This is a genomic window from Mesorhizobium sp. B2-4-14 (assembly GCF_006442155.1).
Taxonomy (GTDB): domain Bacteria; phylum Pseudomonadota; class Alphaproteobacteria; order Rhizobiales; family Rhizobiaceae; genus Mesorhizobium.
Genome location: NZ_VFVA01000059.1, coordinates 1 through 21,922, shown reverse-complemented (window position 1 = coordinate 21,922; position 21,922 = coordinate 1). Strand labels below are relative to the sequence as shown.

Genomic DNA, 21,922 nt, shown 5'->3' with positions numbered 1-21,922 from the left:
CATGTTCGATCCAACCGAATGCTGGAACTATCTCAAACAGGCAGGCTACGTTGCATGTTAATCGCCCGATGCTCTAACTTGTGGCGCAGCCTGCCTGAGGTGGCATCTTCCCGCCTCAGGTCGGTGCAAGCTCGGTCTCCGGCAGCTTGATATCGGCACATCGGCCCACCCCGTAGCTGTCGCCGGCGATCCGCCTTTCCACTACCCTGGCCATCGCGTCAAGATCGATGTCCTTGCCGGCGACCTTTTCGATGGCGCCGACGACGAGGTCAGGGGCGATCCAGTCCGGCTTGTGGCCGAGATTGCCCACCCAGACGAGTTCGGCGCCGGCGATGTCGCGCACCAGGCCGACGGAATGGATGTGAGCGTAGGCGACCTTGTCCCGGTCGCCGGAGATGACCACGGTCGGCGCCTTGATCTCGTTGTAGCGTGGCGCGGCGCCGAGCGCATAGCGGTAGAGCCCGGCAACATCGCTGGCATTGGCGCGGAAGGCTGCCGGCCGCAGCACCAGCGGGATCGACGCTTTGTCGATATAGTCGTCCGGCACCTTGTTCGGCGAGAAGACGCAGGTCGTGGCATCGGCGATCCGCACTGTTCCGGCGGGATAGGTCAGCGTTTCGGAGAACAGCCGGCCGATCACCGGAAGCATGGTCAGGTCGTAGTACCAAGATGTCGCGCCGCCCGGCCACGGATGGGTCGCCGGCGCCAGGAAGACGAGACCGAGCGTCTTATCGGGATGTTCGCGGCCGAAAGCCGATGTCACCACGCCGCCGAAGGAATGGCCGACGATGATTGCCTTGCGGATGCGCAGAAGATCCATCAGCGCGGCGAGGGTATTGGCCTGCGCCGACGGGTCTTCATTGGTGCCCGGTCCGCGCCCGGACCAGCCGAATCCCGGCCGGTCGAAGAACAGCATTTCGGCGCGGCCTTCCAGCAGCGGCCGGAGCGGCAGCATCTGATCCCAGAGATTGGCGCTGGCGCCATGGATGAAGACGACCGGCGGTAGGTCCGCACCGACAGCAGCGGGGATATGGACATAGTGAATGCGGGCACCGCCGATGTCGGCGAATTCACCGATGGACGGATTACGGCGCTCGATCAGCCACGAGCCGATCCGGGTGACGCCGACAAGGCCGAAGACAAGCGCCAGAAGGAAGGCGAAGGCGGCGTAGAGAAGGTTCATGGGGGATTACGGGGTGGGGTTCTTGAGACACAGGCAGTAGGCAGTAGGGGAAAGGGCATCTCAGCTTACTGCCTAATCCCCATTCCCTACCGCCTAGTCAAATTCCTTCGCCGGCGAGCTCTTCCGAAAGGGTGGCGACCTGGTCCTGGGCGCTGCGCATCATCGGATAAATGGCTAGCACCCTCTGCCAGGCTTCGAGCGCCGATTGCTTATGGCCGGTCAAAGCCATGATCTGCGCCAGGCCCGCAAGCGCGCCGAAATGGCGGGGCTCCAACTGCAGCGTATGATCGATGTCGGACATCGACTTGCTGTAGTTCTTCATCATGAAATGCACCGTGGCGCGCCGGTTCCAGCCTTCGGCATAGGTCGGCTGCAAGGTCACCACCTGGTCGAGGAAATCGAGCGCGACGTCGAATTTCTGGTTCTCGATCGCCTTTTGCGACCACTGCATCATCAGGTCGATCGAAGCGCTGCCGGAGTGGAACCATTCGTTCCAGATATTGCCGGCGATGCGTTCGGCGGCCTTTTCATTGCGCTCGCGCTTGAGGTCGGCGAACAGCTTGTCAAGCCGGGCCTGTTTCGTCAGCGGCGCGGCCGGAGCTTCCGGGGCCGCCGGTGCGGTGGCCTGATCGTCCGCCAAGGCGGGCACGGACAAAGAAACAGGCAACGCGATCAGAAATGCAAAAAGAATCCGCATCGCCCGACTCTAGTCCTCGGGCGGCGGAACATCAAAGTGATTTTTGCGTGAGAACGGTCGGCAGGCCGACAAGCATCAATGGCGGAGGCGGTCAGCCTCCAGCCGAAAGCTCAGCCCTGGCGCGCCTTGTAGCGCGGGGCGGTCTTGTTGATGATATAGACGCGGCCCTTGCGGCGAACCAGCTGGTTGTCGCGGTGACGCGCCTTCAGCGCCTTGAGCGAATTCTTGATCTTCATGGTCTTGCCTGTCGATGTGGACCCGGTCCCGGGTCGAAATTTTAAGGCGCGCCAGAAGACGCGCCTTTTGAACGGTGGGTGGCTCATAAACGAGGAGGCTTGCCCATGTCAACCGTGAGTCAACCGCAAGCATGCCGCGCATCCCAATATCATCAAATATCCGCCATGTCGGCCCTGCGGCATTGCACGGTTCCGGGCCGGCTGGAATGATGCCGCAGATTTGAAATGATTTGGGGACGAGCATGCGCCGAACATTCCTGTATGCCTGCCTGATCGTCCTGGCGGCGACCGCAGCCGTCCGCGCCCAGGAATGCGACCGCTCCGACGACAGCCAGCAGATGATGAACATCTGTGCCGGCGAGGACTACCAGGCGGCCGACGCCAGGCTCAACAAGGCTTATCAGGACCTGATCGGCTCCGACGATGCCGATGACAAGAGATTGCTGCAGGCGGCACAGCGCGCCTGGATCGCCTTCCGCGACGCCGAATGCGCGCATACCACCGCCGCCAGCCAAGGCGGGTCCATCCATGCGCTGGAGGTTTCGCAATGCCTGACCAGGCTGACCAACGAGCGCATCAAGCAGCTCGCCGCCTCGGCCAATTGCCAGGAGGGCGATGCGAGCTGCGCCAGTCCCGACGACAGCGACGAGGTGGAGTAGTTTGCCGTTCTTGGGCAGCCATTGCAGGGCGTGCGTGAGCGGCTTTACCGGCGGCCGATCCGGGTGAAATGACCCATCTTGCGGCCGGGCCTTGCCTCCGCCTTGCCGTAGAGATGCAGCATCAGGCCGGGCTCGGCGAGCAGGGCTGGGACGCGCAGCACGTCGTCGCCGATCAGGTTTTCCATCACGCAATCAAAATGGCGCTCCGGGCTGCCGAGCGGCAAGCCGGCAACGGCGCGGATGTGCTGCTCGAACTGCGAAACGATGCAGGCGGTTTCGGTCCAATGGCCGGAATTGTGCACACGCGGCGCGATCTCGTTGGCGAGCAGCGAACCGTCCGCAAGCACGAAGAATTCGACGCCGATAACGCCGACATAGTCGAGCGCCGACACGATCTTCGCCGCCGCTGCCTGTGCTGCCTCAGCCGTTTTGGGCATGACGGCAGCCGGCAAAGTCGATGTGTGGAGAATGCCGTTGCGGTGCACATTCTCGGCCGGATCATAGGCGGCGACCGTGCCGTCCAGCCCGCGCGCCGCGATCACCGAGATCTCGCGCTCGAACGGCACGAAGCTTTCCAGGATCAGCGGCACATTGCCCATCGCCTCGCAGGTGCCGGCGAAGCCGCCGGCTTCCATGTTGCGGAAGACGCGCTGGCCCTTGCCGTCATAGCCCATGCGCCGGGTCTTCAGGATGCCGCTGCCGCCGAATGCCTTCAGCGCCGCCGTCAATTCGTCGTCAGTGTCGACCCGCCGGAAATCGGCGGTGGCAATGCCGATGCCATTCAGGAATGTTTTCTCGCTCACACGGTCTTGCGCCACGTCCAGCGCGCGTGCCGGCGGATAGACCGCGACCCTGGCGGCGAGCGCTTGTGCCGCGGCAACCGGAACATTCTCGAACTCATAGGTGACGACGGAACTTGCCGCCGCCAGTTCGGCAAGGGCGGCCGGATCGTCATAGGCGGCCGTTATCTGCCGGTTGGCGACCTGGGCGGCCGGGCAATCCGGCTGCGACTCCAGGACCACCGTGCGGTAGCCGAGACGGGCGGCCGCCATCGCCAGCATGCGGCCGAGCTGGCCGCCGCCGATGATGCCGATGGTCGATCCGGCGGGCAGGCTCATGGCGTATCCGTGGGCTCAGCCGCGACCTTGGCGGTCTGCGAGGCGCGCCAGGCATCGAGCCGCTGGGCGAGCTTGTCGTCGTTCAACGCCAGCACGGCGGCTGCCAGCAGGGCGGCATTGGCAGCCCCCGCCTTGCCGATGGCCAGTGTTCCCACCGGAACGCCGGCCGGCATCTGGACGATCGAGAGCAGCGAATCCTGCCCCGACAGCGCCTTCGATTCCACCGGCACGCCGAATACCGGCAGCGGCGTCATGGCGGCTGTCATGCCGGGCAGGTGGGCGGCGCCGCCGGCGCCGGCGATGATCACCTTGTAGCCGGCGGCCTTTGCGCCCTTGGCGAAGTCATAGAGCCGGTCGGGGGTCCGGTGTGCCGAGATGATCAGCCGTTTGTGCGGGACGCCCAGCGCTTCCAGCGTTTCAGCAGCCTGGCGCATGGTCGCCCAGTCGGACTGGCTGCCCATGATGATGGCGACGTCGGCGCGTTGATCGTCCAAGCTTCTGCTCCCCGGCGACAAAGGCGCGCATTAGCGGAATTCGGCGGCGACGGCAAGGATGAGCAGCGTTGGCCGCGTCCCGGCAAACCCGCGCCGATGTTACTTCATCAAGTGTCTGGCGAGAGCCTCATAGGCCGGCAAACGAGAATAACCGGATGAAATAGCTGCCGGCGAGGACTGCGCGCCGCGCGGCGTTTCTTGCCCGAATGGGCAGCTCCTGTTCAGGCGACCGAACCAGCGACCGCCGGTCTTCCCAGCCGTCGGCGGCGCGAATGCTCGCGTCCACAAGGATCGTTTGGGCCGTTTTCCTGAAACTGGGTCATACCGCCGCCTTGCGGAAACGGGCGACGAAGTCGTCGAGTTCCGGCCGCTCCATGTCGGAGATCGCCCAGTAGGAGAAGGCGCCGTCGCTCCATTGCACCATCGAGAAGCCGCCCGAGGAAAGGTCGTTGGGCTGGGTCACGCTGCCGCGCTGCTGCGGTTCGGCGACCAGCGTGATCAGGTGCTCGCGGTGGCGGTAGACCAGTGCCGGCACCGGCCGGCCTGATATCACCTCGACCCGACCTCCGATCAGCGCGTAGCCGTCCTGGGCAAGGTCCGGCGCCGGCGGCGACACGCCGATGCGGGCATCGAGCCACGGCTTGACCGTATGGCGATCGGACGAGACGATGTCGGTCGGGCTGGCGGCAAGCAGGCTGCGGCGATGGCCGCTGGCGACGGCCGCGGCAAAGCCGTCATCCGCGCCGCTCTGCATCACCCATTGCGTGGCTCCACTGGCCAGCACGGCGCTGATCATGATAGACGCGGCAAGAGCGCGCCAGTCGAACGAGCCGAAGCGGCGTACCCCCGGCGACGACCGCGTCTGGGACGGGCGTGTCCCGGCTTCCCGTCTCTGGCCCGCGCCGGCGCCCACAATCGATCCCGGCGGCGCCAACGGTGCGCGCTGCTGTGGCTCTGTCGCCTCGGCTTGCTCCTGCTGTTCGGTGGCTGCCATGCCGATCGCCGCGATACGGGCCCGGAAGGCCTCGCTGACGTCGGGGCGCGGCAAACGACTGACCGTGGCGCGCAAGGCAACGATACGGGCATGTTCGGCGGCAAGCCGGGGGTCGGCGGCGATGCGGCGCTCCACGGCAAGGGCGGCCGCGGCATCGAGTTCTCCGTCAACAAGGGCGTGGATCATAAGCCTGATACCTTCGGGATCATTGGGCAGTCCATCGTCATGGCTGGTCATGGCGCTCTCCCCAGGTCGGACGCAAGCAGGCCGCGGGCGCGCGCCAGCCTGGACATCACCGTGCCCATCGGCACGTCGAGCATGGCCGATATCTCGCGGTAGCTGAGGCCGTTGATGTCGCGCAACACCAGCGTTTCGCGAAATGGCTGCGGCAGCGCCGCGATCGCCGCTTCTAGTGCGGCCGTGTCGGCCCTGGCGATCAGGCTCGCCTCCGGGCCATCCTCGTCCGGCAGGCTGGTGCCATGGGCCGCCGCCATGTCGTCGAGATCGCCGAGGTCGCCGACGGCCATAATGGCGCGCGGCCGGTTGCGCGACATCCAGGTGTAGGAGGTGTTGCGCACGATGGTCAGCAGCCAGGCGCGGGCGTTGCCGCCGGCATAGCCTGATATGCCGGCATGCGCCTTGATACAGGCGTCCTGCACGACATCCTCGGCATCGGCGGCGTTGCCGGTCAGCCATCTGGCAAGCGCCAGCGCGTCGCCGAGATGCGGCAGCACCACCTCGTTGAAGCGTTCTGCCAGGGCCCTCTCGCTCAAAGCAGCACCATGATCCGACACTCCGGGAGGAACAGGCCGTGCGCTTTCAAGCAAGGACGGCGATCTCGTCCTGCCTGTGCGGACAAAACCCGCCGAAACAGGCAACGCCGCCTGCTGCGGTGAAAGTGAATTCATCTGTATCACCAAGCGCTATGGGAAGGCAGGGCGCCATGACGGAAAGAGCGGTGACGTTCATGCGCGCCAGTGTATGCGGCGGCTGAAGCCGCGACCATATTTGCCGCCGTCCGCGCGATGATGGGCCATGCCGATCTCCTCAGCGCCAGCACTGGCGCATGCCGAGGAGACTTGTCGCGGTCCCAATTTATTCCCGCCGTCGGTTCACGGTCGCGTGATCAACCTGTGCAGCCGATAAATTTTACCGGTGACGGGTGTCTGGCAGTCAATCCGGCCAGCGCAAAGCGCCTGATGAATCCTTGCGGGCGGCTTTCATCGCATCGGCGGGACGATCCTTCGCGGTCAGTATGGCCCGTAGCTGTTCGGCGACGATGTCGGCTTCGCCGGGATGAAGGTTGCAGGGGTCGAGGAAGAAATGGCCGCGTTCGACCTCGTGGTTGCGCACGTTGATCGGCGGCGAGCCAGCGGCCAGCGCCGAGGCTAGGCCGGCGGCGGTGAAGCGGCTTTCCGGCCGCACGAAGACCTGCAGGCGATCGAGCGGATTGGCGGTCGGGTCGGGGATGATCTCGGCCGATATGCCCGGTATGCCCTGCAAAGCGCCCTTCCAGAGGGTGAGCGCGGCTTCCTCGCGCCGGCGGATACCGGCGTGATCGCGCTTCTCCCAGGCTTCCAGCGCCGCCATGGTGCCGGCTATGCTTTCCTTGCCGACCTTCATGGCGCGCGCGACGCCGCGGTTCTGCAGATAGGCGGCACGCACGAGGTCCTTGCGGCCGGTGACGATGCCGCTGGTCGGCCCGCTCAGGAATTTGTGGCCGCTGTAGATGACGATGTCGGCGCCGCGTGCCAGGAAACCGCGCAGGTCGTATTCGGAAGCGGCATCGACGATCACCGGCACGCCCCTGGCGTGGCAAATCTCGCAGAACTCCTCCAGCGAGAGCATGCCGTACTGCACCGTGTGATGCGCAACGACGTAAAGACCCGCCGCGGTGTGGTCGTTGATCGCCTCGCGCACGTGATAGTCCTGCGTCACGCTGACAGTGCCGGCAGGCACCACCTTGGCGCCGGCCACGCGGACCGACTGGTCGATCGGCGCGCCGTAATTGACGATGTGGCCTAGCTGGATGACGACCTCCGATTTGAGCTCGCCGGTGTCGTCGGGCAGGCGCTCGATGGCGAGCAGGCTGGTTCCCGTCATCGCGCCGGCGATCGCCATGGTGATGCCGCTGGCGCAGCAGGCGGTGATGAAACCGGCCTCGCCGCCGGTGAGGCGTGCGACAACCGTGCTCGCGGCACGCTGCAGATCGTCCATCTCCACCCATTGCGAGGCGATTTCGGCCATGGCGCTGATCGCCTCGGGAACGATGATGGATGCGCCGAGAGCGGTCATGGTGCCGGAAACATTGATGATCGGCCGCAAGCCGAGCCGTTCGCGGATGGTGGTGTTGGAGCCGGTGTCGGAATAGGTCTTCATGTGAGTAGATCCCGTGTGGCAGGTCAGGCGGCGATCTCGACGACCGCCTCGATTTCGACAGTGATGTTTCCAGGCAGCGAGCCGACGCCGATCGCCGAGCGCGCGTGGCCGCCGACCTTGTCGAAGACATCGGCGAACAGGTCCGAACAGCCATTCATCACCTTCGGGTGGTCGCTGAAGGTCGGCGTCGCGTTGACGAAGCCGAGCAGCTTGACGACGCGCACGATACGGCCGAGATCGCCGGCGGCGGCATGCATGACCGCAAGCAGATTGAGCCCGGTCAGGCGGGCATGTTCATACGCCTGCTCGACGCTCACATCCTCGCCGACCTTGCCGGTGCAGAGCGTGCCGTCGGCGCGCAGCGGCCCTTGGCCGGACAGGAAGATCAGCCGGCCGCTCTCGGCATGGGTGACGAAATTGGCTATGGGGATCGGCGGCTCGGGCAGCGTCAGGCCGAGTTCGGCAAGCCGGGTATAAGGCGTCATGGAAGAAGGCTCCCTTGGTTGGCTTCAGCCATCCGATATTCAAAAATGAGCGGCGTCGGCCGTCCAATGTCAGAAATGCGAGGCGCGGAAGCGCGCCAGGAAGGTGCGGAGGCGTTCGTTGCTGGTCTCCGCCGCGAGGATCTCTTTCGGCGGGCCGACGGCGCTGACGCCGCCATCGGCCATGAAGACGATGCGGCTCGAAGCGTCGCGGGCAAAGGCCATTTCGTGCGTCACCATCAGCATGGTCATGCCGTCCTCGGCAAGGCTGCGCACGACGGCCAGCACCTCGCCGACCAGTTCGGGGTCGAGGGCGGAGGTGATCTCGTCGAGCAACAGGATCTTCGGCTCCATCGCCACGGCGCGCGCGATGCCGACACGCTGCTGCTGGCCGCCGGACAGCTCCGCCGGCAGGCTGTCGGCCTTGTGGGCGAGGCCGACGCGGCCGAGCCAGTGTTCGGCGGCCTTGCGCGCCTCGGACTGGCTCTTTCCGCGCACCTTGGTGAGCCCAAGCATGATGTTGCCGGCCGCCGTCAGGTGCGGAAACAGGTTGAAGCTCTGGAACACCATGCCGGTTTCGGCGCGCATGGCGGCAAGGTCGCGTTCGCTGCGGCGCTGGCGTGTTCCAGCCTCCCGATAGCCGACCTCCCTGCCGTCGATGCGGATCGAGCCGCTGTCGTAGCTTTCGAGGAAGTTGACGGAGCGCAGCAGCGTGGTCTTGCCGCTGCCCGAGGGGCCGATGACCGTCACCACCTCGCCGCGCTTCACCTGAAGACTGACGGAGCGCAGAACCTCCACGGCGCCGAAGGCCTTACAGACATCGCGAACGTCGAGCAGCGCGGGACTGGTGTTTGTGGCGTCGGACATGGTGTTATTCCCGGATGAAGGCAAAGCGCCGCTCGAGCCGCCGACTGGCGAGCGAAAGCGCGTAATTGACCGTGAAGTAGATGAGCGCGCCCAGTATATAGAGCGGCATCGCCTCATAGGTGCGGCCGATGACCTGGTTGATGGCCTGCATCAGGTCGGTGATGCCGAGCAGCGAGACCAGCGCGCTGCCCTTGACCGCGTCAGTGACGCCGTTAATCCAGGGCGGCAGGAAGCGCCTGAAGGCCTGCGGAAAGATGACCGAGGTGAGCCGCTGGGGGAAGGTCAGCCCGATGGCCATCGCCGCTTCCGACTGGCCCTTGGGAATGGAGGCGACGGCGCCGCGCACATATTCCACCACCTGCGCCGTCTTGAACAGAGTGAGCGCCAGCACCGCGGCCCAGAAGGACGGCAGATGAAGCCCGATCGCCGGCAGGCCGTAATAGACGAAGAACATCAGCACCAGGATCGGGATGCCGCGGATCGTATCGGAGAAGATGCGCACCGCCCAGCGCAACGGGGCAGGGCCATAGACCAGGCCGACGCCGAGCAGGACGCCGGCGATGAGCGAGAGCACCACGACCAGCAGCGACACCCACAGGGTCACGGCGAATCCTTGGGCGAGGAAGGGCAGGGCGTAGAGGATCTGGCTCAGCATGTCAGCGCGCCGCCCTGAACCGGCGCTCGACGAGCCTGAGCGCGAAAAGCAGCGCATAGCCGGTCACCAGATACATTGCCGTGGTGACCAGGTAGACCTCGACAATGCGGAAAGTGTTGAAGTTGATCCACTGGGCGCCGTAGGTGAGTTCCGGCACCGAGATGACCGAGGCGATCGAAGTGTCCTTGAACAGCGAGATGAAGGTGTTGGAGAGCGCCGGCAGCGTGATGCGCAGCATGGTCGGCAGGCGCACGTGGAGCAGCCTTTGCCAGGGCGTCAGGCCGATGGCCTTGCCGGCATCGAGTTGGCCACGTGGAACAGCCTCGAGGCCCGAGCGAAACACCTCGACCAGATAGGCGCCGCTATAGACCGACAGCGTCAGGACAAACGAGGTCGGCGCGCTGTAGGCGAGGTCCACCACGGTCGGCAGGCCGTAGAAGACGAGATAGACGAGCAGGATCAGCGGCACGTTGCGGATGAATTCGACATAGGCGGCGATCGTCGCACGCACGACGCGCCCGGCCGAGACATACCAGACCGCCAGCACCAGCCCGATGACGATGCCGATGGCGATCGAGATGACGGCAAGCTCGAGGCTGAGCAGCAGGCCGCCCCACAGCTTGTCGAAGTGCCGCCAGATCAGGTTGAAGTTGAGGGCATAGCCCATGCGTCCGCCTCGGTGTGAAGGGCGTCGGAAGAAGCCAGGCGGAAAGGGTGCCGAATGCCGCCCCTTCCGCCTGCTGGATCAGATGACCGGGAAGCCGGGGTGGCGCGGCGGCGGCTCCTGGCCGAAATACTGCTTGAAGGCGGCGTCGTATAGAGCCGTCTCATGGCCGAACATGGCGATGGTGAAGGTCTGGTCGACGAAGGTCAGCCAGTCCAGATCGCCTTGCCGGACCGCGGCGCCATAGAGCATCGAATACCAGCTCTTGCCGGCATCGAAATATTTGTCCGGATTGCGCGAGGCGAGCCAGCGCACGGTGGAGAGATCGACCGCGGCGGCGTCGACCCGTTTGGATTCCAGCGCCTGCAGCACGTTGGCCTGGGTGTCGATCTGCATCACCTGCGCCTGCGGCAAGGCAAAGTGGACAGAGGCCTCCGCGTCGACATTCTGCAGGATGGAAATGCGCGTCGCCGAACCGCCGGCAAGCAGTTTGTCGAAGGTCTTGTTCTCGGCGCTGGGAAGCGTCAGCAGCGCAACGCCCTCGACATAGTATGGCCTGGTGAAGTTGATCAGCTGCGAGCGCTGCGCCGTCATCGTCATGAACTGGATGGTGATGTCCACCTTGTTGGTGGTGACGTTGGGAATGCGCTGCGCCGGATCCTGCATGACGAACTCGACCTTGGTCGGGTCGTCGAAAAGCCCCTTGGCCAGAATCCGCCCCATGGTGATGTCCATGCCGACCAGTTCGCCGGCGTCGTTCTCGAAATGCCAGGGCGCGTTGGTGCTGCCGGTGCCGACGATGAGCTTGCCGCGGTCTAGAACGGTGCGCAGCAGGCTTTCGGATGCGGCCTGGGCGGCGGCCTTCTGGGCATCGACGGTTGCCAGCACGCCGGCCGTCGCAAGTCCCGCCATTCCCAATTTTAGAAAATCACGTCTTCCGGATGTGTCGTTCACGGCGACCTCCCTTCGTGTTGTGTTCCCCTACGCACAGGTCATACACGCGACAGCGATCATTCCGATTGTCTCTTACAAGAGACGCATGTATCCTGTACAAGACAGATACTAACACCAGGAATCGACAATGCAAGATGGCAGTGCCTTGGCTGTTTCAGACAGCGAGAAGATCTCGGGCTCTCGTGAAAAGGGCCTCAACCGGGTGCTCGAGATTCTGGAGTTTCTGCACACGACGCAGAGGGCGATCGGCATCGGCGATCTTGCCAAGGGGGTGAACGCACCCCGCTCGACGACCTACACGCTGGTGCGGTCGCTGGTCGATGCCGGCCTGCTGGAAATGGCCGGCGACGGCAACCGCGTCTATTTCGGCAAGAAGCTCTATCTCTATGGAATGGATTATGTGCGCGGCAACGACCTGCTGCGGCGCGGGCGCCAGGAGGTCGACAATCTGTCACGCGAGACGGGCGAGACCTCGGAATTGTGCATGCTGCAGAGCGGCCGCTACACCATCGTCCATTCAAGCCCGGGCAGCAGGCCGTTCCGCATCAGCTCGGCCACTGGCCTGCAGATACCGCTGCCCTGGACCGCGTCCGGTCGGCTGCTTCTAGCGGGGCTGGAGAGGCCCGCGATCGAAGGCATGGTATCGGAAGAGGATCTCGTGCTGCCCGACGGCCGCAAGTTGCGGCTCGACGATTTTATCGCCGACATCGCCAAGGCGCGCGTCACCGGCTACTGCGTGACCTCGGGTCTGGTCGATGCCTACACCAAATGTCTTGCCGTGCCGGTCTTTTCAGCGCCAGGCAAGGTCGAGGCGACGATGTGCCTGGTGGTCCCCATCGATACGTCGCAGGAGCGGACCGGCAGCCTCGTCGGCCTGCTGCGCGACCGCGCGGCCAGGCTCTCGATCGCCGGATAGGCGAAGGCGCCTCAAGCGATGATGTCGGGAATGATCTTGTCTTCCAGCTTCATGAGCCGGTCTTTCAGTGCCAGCTTCTTTTTTTTCATGCGCTGGATCTGCAGCGGGTCGCAATTCATGGCGATCATCGCGTTGATCGCCGCGTCGAAATCGGCGTGTTCCTGCTTCAGCCGGGAAAATTCAAGGCGAATATCGGCCTGTTCCTGATCGGACATTCTTTACCGTCTGCACGTCTGCGGCGCCCAAAACTGGGCCTGATTGGGCGGGGGCGGCAAATTTCTGCCACCGGCGCGCAGCCCATACCACATTTCACATTGTCGTGGAATGCTACCACGGATCATTCGACATCGCTGTCCGAAGGTGGCACAGTGTCACCGTGCCGTCACAGAAGCGACCTGCGGTGGACGTGCCTTTGACGGCTGCAATCGAGGAAACCATGAAAGGGAGAACCAATCATGTCTCTTGCATCCCATCTTGATGAGTTGCAGCGGAAACACGGCGACATTGAACGTGAAATCGATGACGCGATGAACCACCCGTCGGTGGACGACCTCGAAATCGTGAATCTCAAGCGACGCAAGCTGGCAATCAAGGATGCGATTGAGAAACTAAGGGCGCAACCGACCACGCATTGAACCCTCACCTGATATAGCCGCTCACCTCTTGCGGTCTTGCTTGCCGGCGGTAAAAGCCGCCGGCCTGGTGAGCTTTGAGCGCTGCGCTACAAGCCGGTAGCCGATATCCTCTCAGATACTTTTACTTTCCATGTCTCGGCCGCGCTGGGTCGCGCCCTGTTTTCAGGTCCGTCGCGAGGCTCAATTGCTGCCAGTGGCGACCTATCGCCATTGACAAGCGATCTTTGCTCCTCCACCTCATGCCCGGACTTCAGCGTATAGGCCCGGAGCGCCCTATGCGTCCACGTGGGTGCATGGCGCTTCAGAGACAAAAGGCTGCCGGCATGACCGGATATTTTTCCTTTCCCTTCCCCCGCCGCACCTCGGTCGGCGTCGACGTCGGCGGCGTGGTCGTCGGCGGCGGCGCGCCCGTTGTCGTGCAGTCGATGACCAATACCGACACGGCCGATGTCGACCAGACGGTGGCGCAGGTGGCGGCGCTGCACCGTGCCGGCTCCGAGATCGTGCGCATTACCGTCGACCGCGACGAGAGCGCCGCCGCCGTGCCGCATATTCATGAGCGGCTTCAGCGCCTCGGCATCGATGTGCCGCTGGTCGGCGATTTCCACTATATCGGCCACAAGCTTCTGGCCGATCATCCGGCCTGCGCCGAGGCGCTGGCCAAATACCGCATCAACCCCGGTAATGTCGGCTTCAAGGACAAGAAGGACCGGCAGTTCGCGGCGATCGTCGAAATGGCGATCAAGCACGACAAGCCGGTGCGTATCGGCGTCAACTGGGGCTCGCTCGACCAGGATCTGTTGACGCGGCTGATGGACGACAACCAGGACAAAGGTTTCCGGTTGACGGCGCAGGAGGTAACGCGCGAGGCGATCGTGCAGTCGGCGATCCTGTCGGCCGAGATGGCCGAAGAGATCGGCCTTGCCCGAGAGAAGATCATCCTGTCGGCCAAGGTCAGCGGCGTGCAGGATTTGATCGCCGTCTACACGGAACTCGCTACCCGCTCCAACCATGCGCTGCATCTGGGGCTCACCGAAGCCGGCATGGGCTCGAAAGGTATCGTCGCCTCGTCCGCCGCCATGGGCATTCTCCTGCAGCAAGGGATCGGCGACACCATCCGCATCTCGCTGACACCGGAGCCCAATGGCGACCGCACGCGCGAGGTGCAGGTTTCGCAGGAATTGCTGCAGACCATGGGTTTCCGGCAGTTCGTGCCGATCGTCGCGGCTTGTCCCGGCTGCGGCCGCACGACTTCCACCGTGTTCCAGGAACTGGCGCAGAACATCCAGGCGGACCTGCGCAAGAACATGCCGGTGTGGCGCGAGAAATATCCTGGCGTCGAGAACCTCAAAGTCGCGGTGATGGGCTGTATCGTCAACGGGCCAGGTGAATCCAAGCATGCCGATATCGGCATTTCGCTGCCCGGCACCGGCGAGACGCCGACGGCGCCCGTCTTCGTCGACGGCAAGAAGGCGGCGACGCTGCGCGGCCCTTCGATCGCGGCGGATTTCGAGAAAATGGTCGCCGACTATATCGAGCAGCGGTTCGGTCGCGGCGGCAAGGCCGCGGCAGAGTAAGTCCAATGCAGCGTTTCCCCTGGGCGACGCTGATCCTGTCATGTGCGCTGGGCTGGCCGGCGCTTGTTCAGGCCGACCCGCCGCAATCGGCCAAGCAGAGATTGATCGACAGGGTCTGCAATCTGATCCAGGCCTATGCCGACCAGAACGGCCTGCCCAGGGATTTCTTCGCCCGGCTGATCTGGAAGGAAAGCCGTTTCGATCCTAACGCCGTCAGCCCGGTCGGCGCCGAGGGCATCGCCCAGTTCATGCCGGGCACGGCCAAGATGCGGGGGCTCGAAAATTCCTTCGACATCACCCAGGCGATCCCGGCGTCGGCGAAGTACCTGGCTGAAATGAAAACCAGCTATGGCAATCTTGGCCTCGCCGCCGCCGCTTACAATGCCGGCGAAAACCGGGTGTCGCGCTGGCTGGCTTCGGGCGGCTTCCTGCCGATGGAGACCGAGAGCTATGTCTTCGACATCATGGGCGAACCGGTCGACAAGTTCTCCGACCGTGCCTATGGCGGAAAGGTCGAGCCGCTCGACGCCAAGACGGATTTCGCCGTCGCCTGCCGCAAGCTGCCGGTGATCATGTCGCGGACCGTGGCGATGGCCTCGATCAACGTGAAGCCCTGGGGCATCCAGGTGGCCGGCAATTTTCGCCGCGGCGCCGCGATCAACCAGTGGCTGCGCGTGAGAAGCCGGTTTCCGGCCCTGCTTGCCAGCCATGATCCGGTGGTCAGCCGGGTGCGCACGCCGATGGGCCGGCGCGGCATCTATGCCGTCAGGATCGGGGTGGACGACCGTGCCGTCGCCAATGTCATCTGCCAGAAATTGCAGAGCGTCGGCGGCGCCTGCGTGGTGGTGCGCAACCGGTAATGACACTGTAGCGGCCCAACTATAGGTAGTCGAATTCCCGGACATCCTCTGGAAGTCGACACCAGCCTGCTCATCCCGCTGTAATGCGCCCTTCGCATCCGGCAACAATTTCGCCTACAGGGACGTGGATTGGCCGGGGTTGCCCTGCCTGCGATGAGGACAAGGGCAGCGGGATGTTCGAGGCATACATCATCTGCGGTACGCCGAGAACCGGCAGCACGTTGCTGTGCAAGCTCCTGGCATCCACCGGGACAGCCGGCGATCCTCACTCCTTCTACCGGCGGCAGGATGTGTCGGAGTGGGCCGAGGATTGGAAGCTGCCCGGTCGCGACACGATGGGCGAGCTTGAATTCAACGTCGCCTATCTCAACGCGGCTATCATTGCCGGCAAGGGCGGGGCCGGCAAGGGCGGGACGGATGTCTTCGGCCTGCGCCTGATGCGTGAAAACCTGGACGAGCTTTCAGCCATACTCGACCAGATTTTCCCCGGGCTTGCGTCGGACAGAGCGCGTTTCGAAATGGCCTTTGGCCGTGTTCTCTACATACATTTGTCGCGCGAGAACAAGCTCGCGCAAGCTGTCTCCCTGGTGAAGGCACGGCAAACCGGCCTTTGGCACGTCGCTCCCGATGGGACCGAGATCGAGAGAGTCGGGCTTCCGGGGCAACCGCAGTATGACTTTCAGCGCATCAAGGCTGAGTTCACCGAGTTGGAGGCCTATGATCGAGCCTGGAACAGGTGGTTCGCGGAGCAAGGCATCACGCCGCTGCGGGTTGGCTACGAACGCCTTTCCGCCGACCCGGCCGCGGCATTGCTGGGCATCTGCGAAGCCTTGGGCGTTCGAGCCCCCAATGCCGAGGATGTCAGGCCCGGTGTCGCAAAGCTCGCCGACGAGACAAGCCTGGACTGGATGCGCCGCTTCCATTCGGACGCATCTCGCCTGACGCAATGATGCGCTTCAGGCGGTTTTGGCCACCACTGTTTCACTGAGCCATGTGCCGATCTTGGTGCCGAGGCGATCGGGCGAGACCGGCTTGGGCAGATAGTCGTCCATGCCGGCCTCGATGCACTTGTCGCGATCGCCCTTCAGCGCATGCGCGGTGACGCCGACGATCGGGATGCGGCCGCCCGATGAAGCCTCGATCGCGCGGATGGCGCGGGTTGCCTCGTAACCGTTCATCTCGGGCATCGAGACATCCATCAGGATCAGTTTCGGATGCAGCGACCTGTACATCTCGACCGCCGTGCGGCCGTTGCCGGCAATGCGGTAGCTCAGGCCGAGCCCATTGAGGATCTGGCCGAACACCAGTTGGTTCACGTCATTGTCCTCGGCAATGAGGATGTCTATCGGGCCGTTCGGCGTGACGGTCGATTCCGGCGTTGTCACGACCGGCACGGCTGGCCCCCGGATGACCGTGAAGGCAGGCGGAGCCGCCGGCGGTGGCTGGACCGGTTCGCGAACGAATTGCGCCTTGCCGACCTGCGAGCGGGCCTTCTGGATGACCGAAATGACCGTGCCGAGCAGCACCGCCGAGCGCGCCGGCTTGGTCAGGTGCGCGGCAATACCGAAGTCGATGATCATCTTGCCGAAATCGACCTGGTCGACCGAGGTCAGGATGACGATCGGGATGGCCGACAGTCGGCTGTCGGCGGCTATGGCCCGGGCGACGTCGGCTCCGTTCATACCAGGCATCTGGTAGTCGAGGATGATGCAGTCGACGCTGGCGCCCAACTGGCAGGCGCGATCGAGGAAGGCCAGCCCCACGGCGCCGCTTTCAGCGGCGGCGCAGTCAAAGCTCCAGCTTCTGAGCTGCTCGAGCAGGATCTCGCGGTTGACCGGATTGTCGTCGATGACCAGCACACGCGCGCCGGTGACGTCGACCGGCACGATCGCGTCGCGCGCCTCGGCACGGTGCACGGGCAGCGGCACGGCGAACCAGAAGACGGAGCCTCGTCCGATCTCGCTCTCGACACCGATCTTGCCGGCCATCAGATCGATGAGGCGTGCGGCGATGGCAAGCCCAAGGCCGGTGCCTTCGTGACGGCGGGTCGAGGAGCCATCGACCTGGGCGAATTTCTCGAACACGTTCTGCAGTTTCTCGGCCGGGATGCCGATGCCGGTGTCCTCGACGCGCAGCTTGAGTTGGACGACGTCGTTGACGGTTTCGCCGCCGACATCGATCAGCACATGGCCCTTTTCGGTGAACTTCACCGCATTGCCGACCAGATTGGTGACGATCTGGCGGAAGCGGCCGGCGTCGCCGACGACATAGGCCGGCAGGCGCGGGTCGACGCGTACGATCAGCTCGAGGTTCTTCTCGGCGACGCGCGCCGAGACCAGTGTCGCGACATCCTCGACCGCTTCGGAGAGACGGAAAGGGGCGGGATCAAGCGTCAGCTGTCCGGCATTGATCTTGGAGAAATCGAGGATATCGTTGATGATGGTGAGCAGCGCATTGCCGGATTTGACGATAACGTCGGTGAAGGTCTTCTGGCGCGGGGTCAATTCGGTCTTGGCCAGCAATTCGGCCATGCCGAGCACACCGTTCATCGGCGTGCGGATCTCGTGGCTCATATTGGCCAGGAATTCGGACTTGGCGCGGTCGGCGGCCTCGGCCTTGAACAGGGATTCGGCCGATTGGGCGAAGGCGCGGCGGATCGCCTGTTCCATAGGCCGGAAGATCCAGAAGGCGACGATGGCCAGGACGCCGAACAACAGGCCGCTCGCCCACAAAAGCAGCCTGTCGCTGGAAGCGTCGGCCAGATGGCGCTCTTCGTCCAATGCGGTACGGACCCGCACCAGCATCGGCTGGACAAACAGGTCGTTCTGGTTGCGGATTTCCCGATAGCTCCATTCATCCGCCTTCTGTGCCACCGACATCAGATTGAGATTGCGCACCATGTCGCGCGGCGACCAGAACAGGTCGCCGTTGACCGAGGAGGCTTCGAGTTCGTTGACGGTCTTGGCCGACAGGCGCGGGCGGATCGCGGCGAGCTGGGCGGTCAGTGTGTCGATCTCGCCGGTCAGGCGTTCGGAATGCGCGCGCGCCGAAGCAGTCAGCGCATCGCGCGTTTCGTTGCGCCAGGCGGAGCCGGTGGTCTCGGCGAAGCTGGTCGCGTTGCGCAGGTCGCGGGTGAAGATGACGAGATTGCTGCTCAGCGCATCGACGTCGTGGCGAAAGGCATTGACACGGTCGAGCGCAACCATGATGGCCGTGGAAGCGAGCGCGAAAATCAGCAATCCTGAAAGATAACGAATCCGGACAAACCGGATGAAGGAAGAATATTCCGGCATGCGCAACCCCAACACATACGCATTATTTTAACGACCGGGATTACGCTTCATTTACATTAAGATTTCGTTGGCGCGAGTGCAGGTTCCCTGTGCCGCGGATCAGATCGATGCGGTGATGCCGCCATCGACATAGAGGATATGGCCGTTGACGAAGGACGAGGCATCGGAGGCGAGGAACACACAGGCCCCAACCAACTCTTCCACCTTGCCCCAGCGGCCGGCCGGCGTGCGCTTTTCGAGCCAGGCGCTGAAGGCTGGATCGGCGACGAGGGCCGCGTTGAGCGGCGTATCGAAATAGCCGGGCGCAATGGCGTTGCACTGCAGGCCGTGTCTGGCCCAGTCGGTCGCCATGCCCTTGGTCAGGTTGCCGACCGCGCCCTTCGTTGCCGTGTAGGGCGCGATGCCGGGGCGGGCCAGTGCTGTCTGCACCGAGGCGATGTTGATGATCTTGCCGCGGCCCCGCCTGATCATATGGCGGGCGACCGCCTGGCCGACATGGAAGACGCTGGCAATGTTGGTCTGCAGCAGGCGCTCGAACGCATCTTCGGGAAAATCCTCGAGCGGCGCGCGGAACTGCATGCCGGCATTGTTTACCAATATGTCGATCGGCTCGCCGGAGAGCTCGAAATTGTCGATCGCGGAGCGGACCGCGCCATGATCGGTCGCGTCGAAGGCGAGTGTTTCCGCCCCCGGAATCCGCGTGGCCGCCGCGTTGAGCTTTGCCGGGTCACGGCCGTTGAGGATCACGCTCGCGCCGGCTTGCGCCAGGCCTTTGGCCAAGGCGAACCCGATGCCTTGCGAGGAGCCGGTTACGAGCGCACGGCGTCCGCTGAGATCGAACAGATTGGATGACATCGAAGCTGATCTCCCACTTGGCTCTTGCCACGCACCACCAATATCGAAGCCGCCGTCAGCTGTTGCGCATTGCCACGAAGGTCGCGGCTTGCCTCAGCAGGGCCGCCTTGTAGCCATAGGGTTCGAGCAGCGCGTGCGCCTGGCCGACAAGGCCGTGCAGCTGGCCGCGTGCCCAGTCGGCGCCGTGCAGCGCCACCAGCGTTCCCTTGCCGGCGGCGGCGTCTTTGCCGGTCGCCTTGCCCATCTGCTTGACGTCGGCCGTCAGGTCGAGCAGGTCGTCGGCAAGCTGGAAGGCAAGACCAATCGCCGAGCCGAATTCGGCCAGTCGCTCACGGTCTTCCGCCGAAGCGCCGGCGATGATGGCACCCGCCTCGCAAGCGAAGCGGATCAGCGCCCCGGTCTTCATCGCCTGCAGCCTTATGATGCCGGCCTCGTCCGGCGGCGTCCGTTCGGCTTCAAGGTCGAGCTTCTGGCCACCGACCATGCCGCCGGCACCGGCGGCGCGGGTCAGCGCCAGCACCAACGCCACCCGCCGTTCGGCCGGCAGCATGGTCGCCTCGCTGGCAAGGATATCGAAGGCCAGTGTCAGCAAGGCATCGCCGGCCAGGATGGCTGTCGCTTCGTCGAACGCCTTGTGCACGGTCGGCTGGCCGCGGCGCAGGTCATCGTCGTCCATCGCCGGCAGGTCGTCATGGATCAGCGAGTAGCAGTGAACGCTTTCGAGGGCCGCCGCGACGCGCAGCGCCGCTTCGCCATCGGCGGAAAACAGGGCAGCGCTTTCCATGACCAGAAACGGGCGCAGCCGCTTGCCGCCGTTCAGCACGCCGTGGCGCATCGCCGCCATCAGACGATCGGGCCGCGTGATCTCGCCCGAAAGCGGTCGGTCGTCGAGCAACCGCCGCAGCAGTACCTCGACGGCGGCGGCCCGCCTGATGAGCGCCATTTCGAACGCCATTTCGTCGTCATTCGTCATGGCCGGACCGGTAGCCGACACTCAGACGTTGCGCAAGAAGCCAAGCGCCATTATGCCGGAGCGGTAAGAGCCCGTTGGGAAACTCCGATCCTGCGGTCATCTGACGGTGTTTCCCGCGCTTCCGGTGCTCACGTACGCGACTGTACGTACGGCTCCGGTTCTCGACAACGCCGCCGAATGACTGACAGGAGCGATTTCGCGACGCGCTCCACAGCACGGGTTGGGCGGCTTGGCGGAACCGATCGTCGATCATGAAACCGAAAAGCTGGACATGGCGACGAGATCGCGCGGCATAAACCGCCGCAGTCTCAGGCGCTGGGTCCGGCGCGGCATTGTCATGGCCGCCGTGCTGGCGCTTATCCCGGCGGTGCTGACATTCCTCTATCTGCCACCTTTCGTGCATCCGGTCTCGACATTGATGCTGAAGGACCTGGCGACCTTCTCCGGCTACGACCGGCGCTGGGTGTCGATCGACGATGTGGCGCCAGTGCTGGCCCATTCCGTCATCATGTCGGAGGACGGACAATTCTGCTTCCATCGCGGTGTCGATCTCGGCGAACTCAGGGGCGTCGTCGACGATGCGCTGGCTGGCGAGGCGACGCGCGGGGCCTCGACAATTACCATGCAGACGGTGAAGAACCTGTTCCTGTGGTCGCGGCCGCTGGGCTCGGTGCGCAAGGTCGTCGAACTGCCGCTGGCCGTCTATTTCGACGCCGTGATGTCGAAACGGCGCATCATGGAAATCTATCTCAACATCGCCGAATGGGGGCCGGGCATCTATGGAATCGAGGCGGCGGCGCAGCATCATTTCGGCATTCCGGCAAAGCAGTTGTCCAGACGGCAGGCGGCACTGCTGGCCGTCACCTTGCCCAATCCGATCGCCCGCAATCCGGCAAAGCCGGGGCCGGGCCTTCGGAGACTCGCCAATCTGATCGAGCGGCGTGCCGGCCGTTCCGGCGCTTATGTCGGCTGTCTCGAGTAGCCGACTCAAAAAAATTCACCGCAGTGCTGGCCAAAACGATGTCAGGCGTGTATAGGCACCCGACTTTCTCAGATTTAGGCCCCGACATGGCCCTTTCACGAGGGCGGGCGGGGCTTTTGACCATGTAGTGGAGCATATCCATGGCCGTTCCGAAACGCAAAACCTCTCCGTCCAAGCGCGGCATGCGCCGCTCGGCCGACGCCCTCAAGGCCCCGACCTATGTTGAGGACAAGAATTCCGGCGAAATGCGCCGCCCGCACCACATCGACCTGAAGACCGGCATGTATCGCGGTCGCCAGGTGCTGACGCCCAAGGAAAGCTGAGACCAGCTTTTTAAGGTTTGAGTTGCAAAAGACCGGCCTCTGGCCGGTCCAGACTGCTGACAAACCCCTGGCATTTGCCGGGGGTTTTTGATTCACTGGGTCATGTTGAAGCGACCCGCCCCTGAA

At 64.1% G+C, this 21,922-nt stretch carries 25 protein-coding genes; 8 read left to right on the top strand and 17 right to left on the bottom strand.

The genetic code is table 11. From position 1 onward, the window contains the following. Window positions 1-115: 115 nt before the first annotated feature. From FJ938_RS28230 to ykgO, 3 genes are all read right to left on the bottom strand, one after another. A complete protein-coding gene (locus tag FJ938_RS28230; RefSeq protein ID WP_140699739.1) occupies window positions 116-1,183 on the bottom strand; it encodes an alpha/beta hydrolase in 1,068 nt (355 codons plus the stop codon). 97 nt (window positions 1,184-1,280) lie between these two features. Next, on the bottom strand, window positions 1,281-1,880 hold the full coding sequence (locus FJ938_RS28225) for a hypothetical protein (protein WP_140699736.1): 600 nt from the start codon (window positions 1,878-1,880) through the stop codon (window positions 1,281-1,283). Window positions 1,881-1,990: 110 nt separating this feature from the next. Beyond that, window positions 1,991-2,116: a type B 50S ribosomal protein L36 gene (ykgO, locus tag FJ938_RS28220; RefSeq protein ID WP_006327841.1), complete on the bottom strand. Its 126-nt coding sequence runs from the start codon at window positions 2,114-2,116 to the stop codon at window positions 1,991-1,993. 242 nt (window positions 2,117-2,358) lie between these two features. Between ykgO and FJ938_RS28215 the strand changes: the two genes are divergently transcribed. Beyond that, window positions 2,359-2,775, top strand: coding sequence for a lysozyme inhibitor LprI family protein (locus FJ938_RS28215; RefSeq protein ID WP_140699733.1), 417 nt, complete (start codon window positions 2,359-2,361; stop codon window positions 2,773-2,775). A gap of 44 nt (window positions 2,776-2,819) precedes the next feature. Here FJ938_RS28215 and FJ938_RS28210 read toward each other — a convergent pair whose 3' ends face one another. The 10 genes from FJ938_RS28210 to FJ938_RS28165 all read right to left on the bottom strand — a co-directional run bounded on the left by FJ938_RS28210 (window position 2,820) and on the right by FJ938_RS28165 (window position 11,340). Continuing rightward, window positions 2,820-3,893, bottom strand: a complete 1,074-nt coding sequence (locus tag FJ938_RS28210) for a 5-(carboxyamino)imidazole ribonucleotide synthase (RefSeq protein ID WP_140699731.1) — start codon at window positions 3,891-3,893, stop codon at window positions 2,820-2,822. Then, entirely contained in the window at window positions 3,890-4,387 is a 498-nt protein-coding gene (purE, locus tag FJ938_RS28205; RefSeq protein WP_140699728.1) for a 5-(carboxyamino)imidazole ribonucleotide mutase, read from the bottom strand. Before purE ends, FJ938_RS28210 begins: the two co-directional genes overlap by 4 nt. Before the next feature lie 319 nt (window positions 4,388-4,706). Beyond that, window positions 4,707-5,618 carry an anti-sigma factor gene (locus FJ938_RS28200; protein WP_140699725.1) on the bottom strand — a complete coding sequence of 304 codons (912 nt, stop codon included), beginning with the start codon at window positions 5,616-5,618 and terminating at the stop codon, window positions 4,707-4,709. Continuing rightward, window positions 5,615-6,154: a sigma-70 family RNA polymerase sigma factor gene (locus FJ938_RS28195; protein ID WP_140699722.1), complete on the bottom strand. Its 540-nt coding sequence runs from the start codon at window positions 6,152-6,154 to the stop codon at window positions 5,615-5,617. The genes FJ938_RS28200 and FJ938_RS28195 overlap by 4 nt, the downstream gene beginning before the upstream one ends. Window positions 6,155-6,554: 400 nt before the next feature. Next, a complete protein-coding gene (locus FJ938_RS28190; RefSeq protein ID WP_140699719.1) occupies window positions 6,555-7,760 on the bottom strand; it encodes an aminotransferase class V-fold PLP-dependent enzyme in 1,206 nt (401 codons plus the stop codon). A gap of 23 nt (window positions 7,761-7,783) precedes the next feature. Next, window positions 7,784-8,245, bottom strand: a complete 462-nt coding sequence (locus FJ938_RS28185) for a RidA family protein (RefSeq protein ID WP_140608187.1) — start codon at window positions 8,243-8,245, stop codon at window positions 7,784-7,786. 69 nt (window positions 8,246-8,314) lie between these two features. Beyond that, window positions 8,315-9,109, bottom strand: a complete 795-nt coding sequence (locus FJ938_RS28180) for an amino acid ABC transporter ATP-binding protein (RefSeq protein WP_140699716.1) — start codon at window positions 9,107-9,109, stop codon at window positions 8,315-8,317. A gap of 4 nt (window positions 9,110-9,113) precedes the next feature. Then, on the bottom strand, window positions 9,114-9,764 hold the full coding sequence (locus FJ938_RS28175; protein WP_140699714.1) for an amino acid ABC transporter permease: 651 nt from the start codon (window positions 9,762-9,764) through the stop codon (window positions 9,114-9,116). A gap of 1 nt (window position 9,765) precedes the next feature. Beyond that, window positions 9,766-10,431 (bottom strand): amino acid ABC transporter permease, encoded by a 666-nt coding sequence (locus FJ938_RS28170; protein ID WP_140699711.1) that lies wholly within the window; start codon window positions 10,429-10,431, stop codon window positions 9,766-9,768. A 78-nt stretch (window positions 10,432-10,509) separates the two neighbouring features. Continuing rightward, window positions 10,510-11,340, bottom strand: a complete 831-nt coding sequence (locus FJ938_RS28165; protein ID WP_181169206.1) for a transporter substrate-binding domain-containing protein — start codon at window positions 11,338-11,340, stop codon at window positions 10,510-10,512. A 169-nt stretch (window positions 11,341-11,509) separates the two neighbouring features. On the opposite strand from FJ938_RS28165, the gene FJ938_RS28160 reads away from it, so the two are divergent. Beyond that, complete coding sequence (locus FJ938_RS28160; RefSeq protein ID WP_140699705.1) at window positions 11,510-12,298, top strand: IclR family transcriptional regulator; 789 nt, start codon at window positions 11,510-11,512, stop codon at window positions 12,296-12,298. Between the two features lie 11 nt (window positions 12,299-12,309). Here the strand turns inward: FJ938_RS28160 and FJ938_RS28155 are convergent, their stop codons facing one another. After that, window positions 12,310-12,513, bottom strand: coding sequence for a YdcH family protein (locus FJ938_RS28155; protein ID WP_140550905.1), 204 nt, complete (start codon window positions 12,511-12,513; stop codon window positions 12,310-12,312). A gap of 240 nt (window positions 12,514-12,753) precedes the next feature. On the opposite strand from FJ938_RS28155, the gene FJ938_RS28150 reads away from it, so the two are divergent. The 4 genes from FJ938_RS28150 (at window position 12,754) to FJ938_RS28135 (ending at window position 16,320) form a co-directional block, all read left to right on the top strand. Further along, complete coding sequence (locus FJ938_RS28150) at window positions 12,754-12,933, top strand: YdcH family protein (RefSeq protein ID WP_140608175.1); 180 nt, start codon at window positions 12,754-12,756, stop codon at window positions 12,931-12,933. 323 nt (window positions 12,934-13,256) lie between these two features. After that, the gene (ispG, locus tag FJ938_RS28145; protein ID WP_140699702.1) at window positions 13,257-14,510 is read left to right on the top strand and encodes a flavodoxin-dependent (E)-4-hydroxy-3-methylbut-2-enyl-diphosphate synthase; all 1,254 of its coding nucleotides are present in this window, start codon (window positions 13,257-13,259) and stop codon (window positions 14,508-14,510) included. Between the two features lie 5 nt (window positions 14,511-14,515). Continuing rightward, window positions 14,516-15,370: a lytic transglycosylase domain-containing protein gene (locus FJ938_RS28140; protein WP_140699699.1), complete on the top strand. Its 855-nt coding sequence runs from the start codon at window positions 14,516-14,518 to the stop codon at window positions 15,368-15,370. 173 nt (window positions 15,371-15,543) lie between these two features. Continuing rightward, window positions 15,544-16,320, top strand: a complete 777-nt coding sequence (locus FJ938_RS28135; protein WP_181169205.1) for a Stf0 family sulfotransferase — start codon at window positions 15,544-15,546, stop codon at window positions 16,318-16,320. A 6-nt stretch (window positions 16,321-16,326) separates the two neighbouring features. Here the strand turns inward: FJ938_RS28135 and FJ938_RS28130 are convergent, their stop codons facing one another. The 3 genes from FJ938_RS28130 to FJ938_RS28120 all read right to left on the bottom strand — a co-directional run bounded on the left by FJ938_RS28130 (window position 16,327) and on the right by FJ938_RS28120 (window position 20,491). After that, a complete protein-coding gene (locus FJ938_RS28130) occupies window positions 16,327-18,663 on the bottom strand; it encodes a response regulator (protein WP_140699689.1) in 2,337 nt (778 codons plus the stop codon). A gap of 99 nt (window positions 18,664-18,762) precedes the next feature. Then, window positions 18,763-19,518, bottom strand: coding sequence for an SDR family oxidoreductase (locus FJ938_RS28125; protein ID WP_140699686.1), 756 nt, complete (start codon window positions 19,516-19,518; stop codon window positions 18,763-18,765). Window positions 19,519-19,573: 55 nt separating this feature from the next. Continuing rightward, window positions 19,574-20,491 (bottom strand): polyprenyl synthetase family protein, encoded by a 918-nt coding sequence (locus FJ938_RS28120; protein ID WP_140699683.1) that lies wholly within the window; start codon window positions 20,489-20,491, stop codon window positions 19,574-19,576. Window positions 20,492-20,711: 220 nt separating this feature from the next. On the opposite strand from FJ938_RS28120, the gene FJ938_RS28115 reads away from it, so the two are divergent. Together FJ938_RS28115 and rpmF are read left to right on the top strand one after the other, a co-directional pair. Then, window positions 20,712-21,473 carry a transglycosylase domain-containing protein gene (locus tag FJ938_RS28115; RefSeq protein WP_140699680.1) on the top strand — a complete coding sequence of 254 codons (762 nt, stop codon included), beginning with the start codon at window positions 20,712-20,714 and terminating at the stop codon, window positions 21,471-21,473. Between the two features lie 140 nt (window positions 21,474-21,613). Then, a complete protein-coding gene (gene rpmF / locus FJ938_RS28110; protein WP_008834724.1) occupies window positions 21,614-21,796 on the top strand; it encodes a 50S ribosomal protein L32 in 183 nt (60 codons plus the stop codon). Window positions 21,797-21,922 lie beyond the last annotated feature (126 nt).

Bases quoted from the DNA above. Each gene is read 5' to 3' on its own strand.
- FJ938_RS28230 (WP_140699739.1), bottom strand. From the start codon at position 1,183: ATGAACCTTCTCTACGCCGCCTTCGCCTTCCTTCTGGCGCTTGTCTTC.
- FJ938_RS28225 (WP_140699736.1), bottom strand. From the start codon at position 1,880: ATGCGGATTCTTTTTGCATTTCTGATCGCGTTGCCTGTTTCTTTGTCC.
- ykgO (WP_006327841.1), bottom strand. From the start codon at position 2,116: ATGAAGATCAAGAATTCGCTCAAGGCGCTGAAGGCGCGTCACCGCGAC.
- FJ938_RS28215 (WP_140699733.1), top strand. From the start codon at position 2,359: ATGCGCCGAACATTCCTGTATGCCTGCCTGATCGTCCTGGCGGCGACC.
- FJ938_RS28210 (WP_140699731.1), bottom strand. From the start codon at position 3,893: ATGAGCCTGCCCGCCGGATCGACCATCGGCATCATCGGCGGCGGCCAG.
- FJ938_RS28200 (WP_140699725.1), bottom strand. From the start codon at position 5,618: ATGACCAGCCATGACGATGGACTGCCCAATGATCCCGAAGGTATCAGG.
- FJ938_RS28190 (WP_140699719.1), bottom strand. From the start codon at position 7,760: ATGAAGACCTATTCCGACACCGGCTCCAACACCACCATCCGCGAACGG.
- FJ938_RS28185 (WP_140608187.1), bottom strand. From the start codon at position 8,245: ATGACGCCTTATACCCGGCTTGCCGAACTCGGCCTGACGCTGCCCGAG.
- FJ938_RS28180 (WP_140699716.1), bottom strand. From the start codon at position 9,109: ATGTCCGACGCCACAAACACCAGTCCCGCGCTGCTCGACGTTCGCGAT.
- FJ938_RS28175 (WP_140699714.1), bottom strand. From the start codon at position 9,764: ATGCTGAGCCAGATCCTCTACGCCCTGCCCTTCCTCGCCCAAGGATTC.
- FJ938_RS28170 (WP_140699711.1), bottom strand. From the start codon at position 10,431: ATGGGCTATGCCCTCAACTTCAACCTGATCTGGCGGCACTTCGACAAG.
- FJ938_RS28165 (WP_181169206.1), bottom strand. From the start codon at position 11,340: ATGGCGGGACTTGCGACGGCCGGCGTGCTGGCAACCGTCGATGCCCAG.
- FJ938_RS28160 (WP_140699705.1), top strand. From the start codon at position 11,510: ATGCAAGATGGCAGTGCCTTGGCTGTTTCAGACAGCGAGAAGATCTCG.
- FJ938_RS28155 (WP_140550905.1), bottom strand. From the start codon at position 12,513: ATGTCCGATCAGGAACAGGCCGATATTCGCCTTGAATTTTCCCGGCTG.
- FJ938_RS28150 (WP_140608175.1), top strand. From the start codon at position 12,754: ATGTCTCTTGCATCCCATCTTGATGAGTTGCAGCGGAAACACGGCGAC.
- ispG (WP_140699702.1), top strand. From the start codon at position 13,257: ATGACCGGATATTTTTCCTTTCCCTTCCCCCGCCGCACCTCGGTCGGC.
- FJ938_RS28140 (WP_140699699.1), top strand. From the start codon at position 14,516: ATGCAGCGTTTCCCCTGGGCGACGCTGATCCTGTCATGTGCGCTGGGC.
- FJ938_RS28135 (WP_181169205.1), top strand. From the start codon at position 15,544: ATGTTCGAGGCATACATCATCTGCGGTACGCCGAGAACCGGCAGCACG.
- FJ938_RS28130 (WP_140699689.1), bottom strand. From the start codon at position 18,663: ATGCCGGAATATTCTTCCTTCATCCGGTTTGTCCGGATTCGTTATCTT.
- FJ938_RS28125 (WP_140699686.1), bottom strand. From the start codon at position 19,518: ATGTCATCCAATCTGTTCGATCTCAGCGGACGCCGTGCGCTCGTAACC.
- FJ938_RS28120 (WP_140699683.1), bottom strand. From the start codon at position 20,491: ATGACGAATGACGACGAAATGGCGTTCGAAATGGCGCTCATCAGGCGG.
- rpmF (WP_008834724.1), top strand. From the start codon at position 21,614: ATGGCCGTTCCGAAACGCAAAACCTCTCCGTCCAAGCGCGGCATGCGC.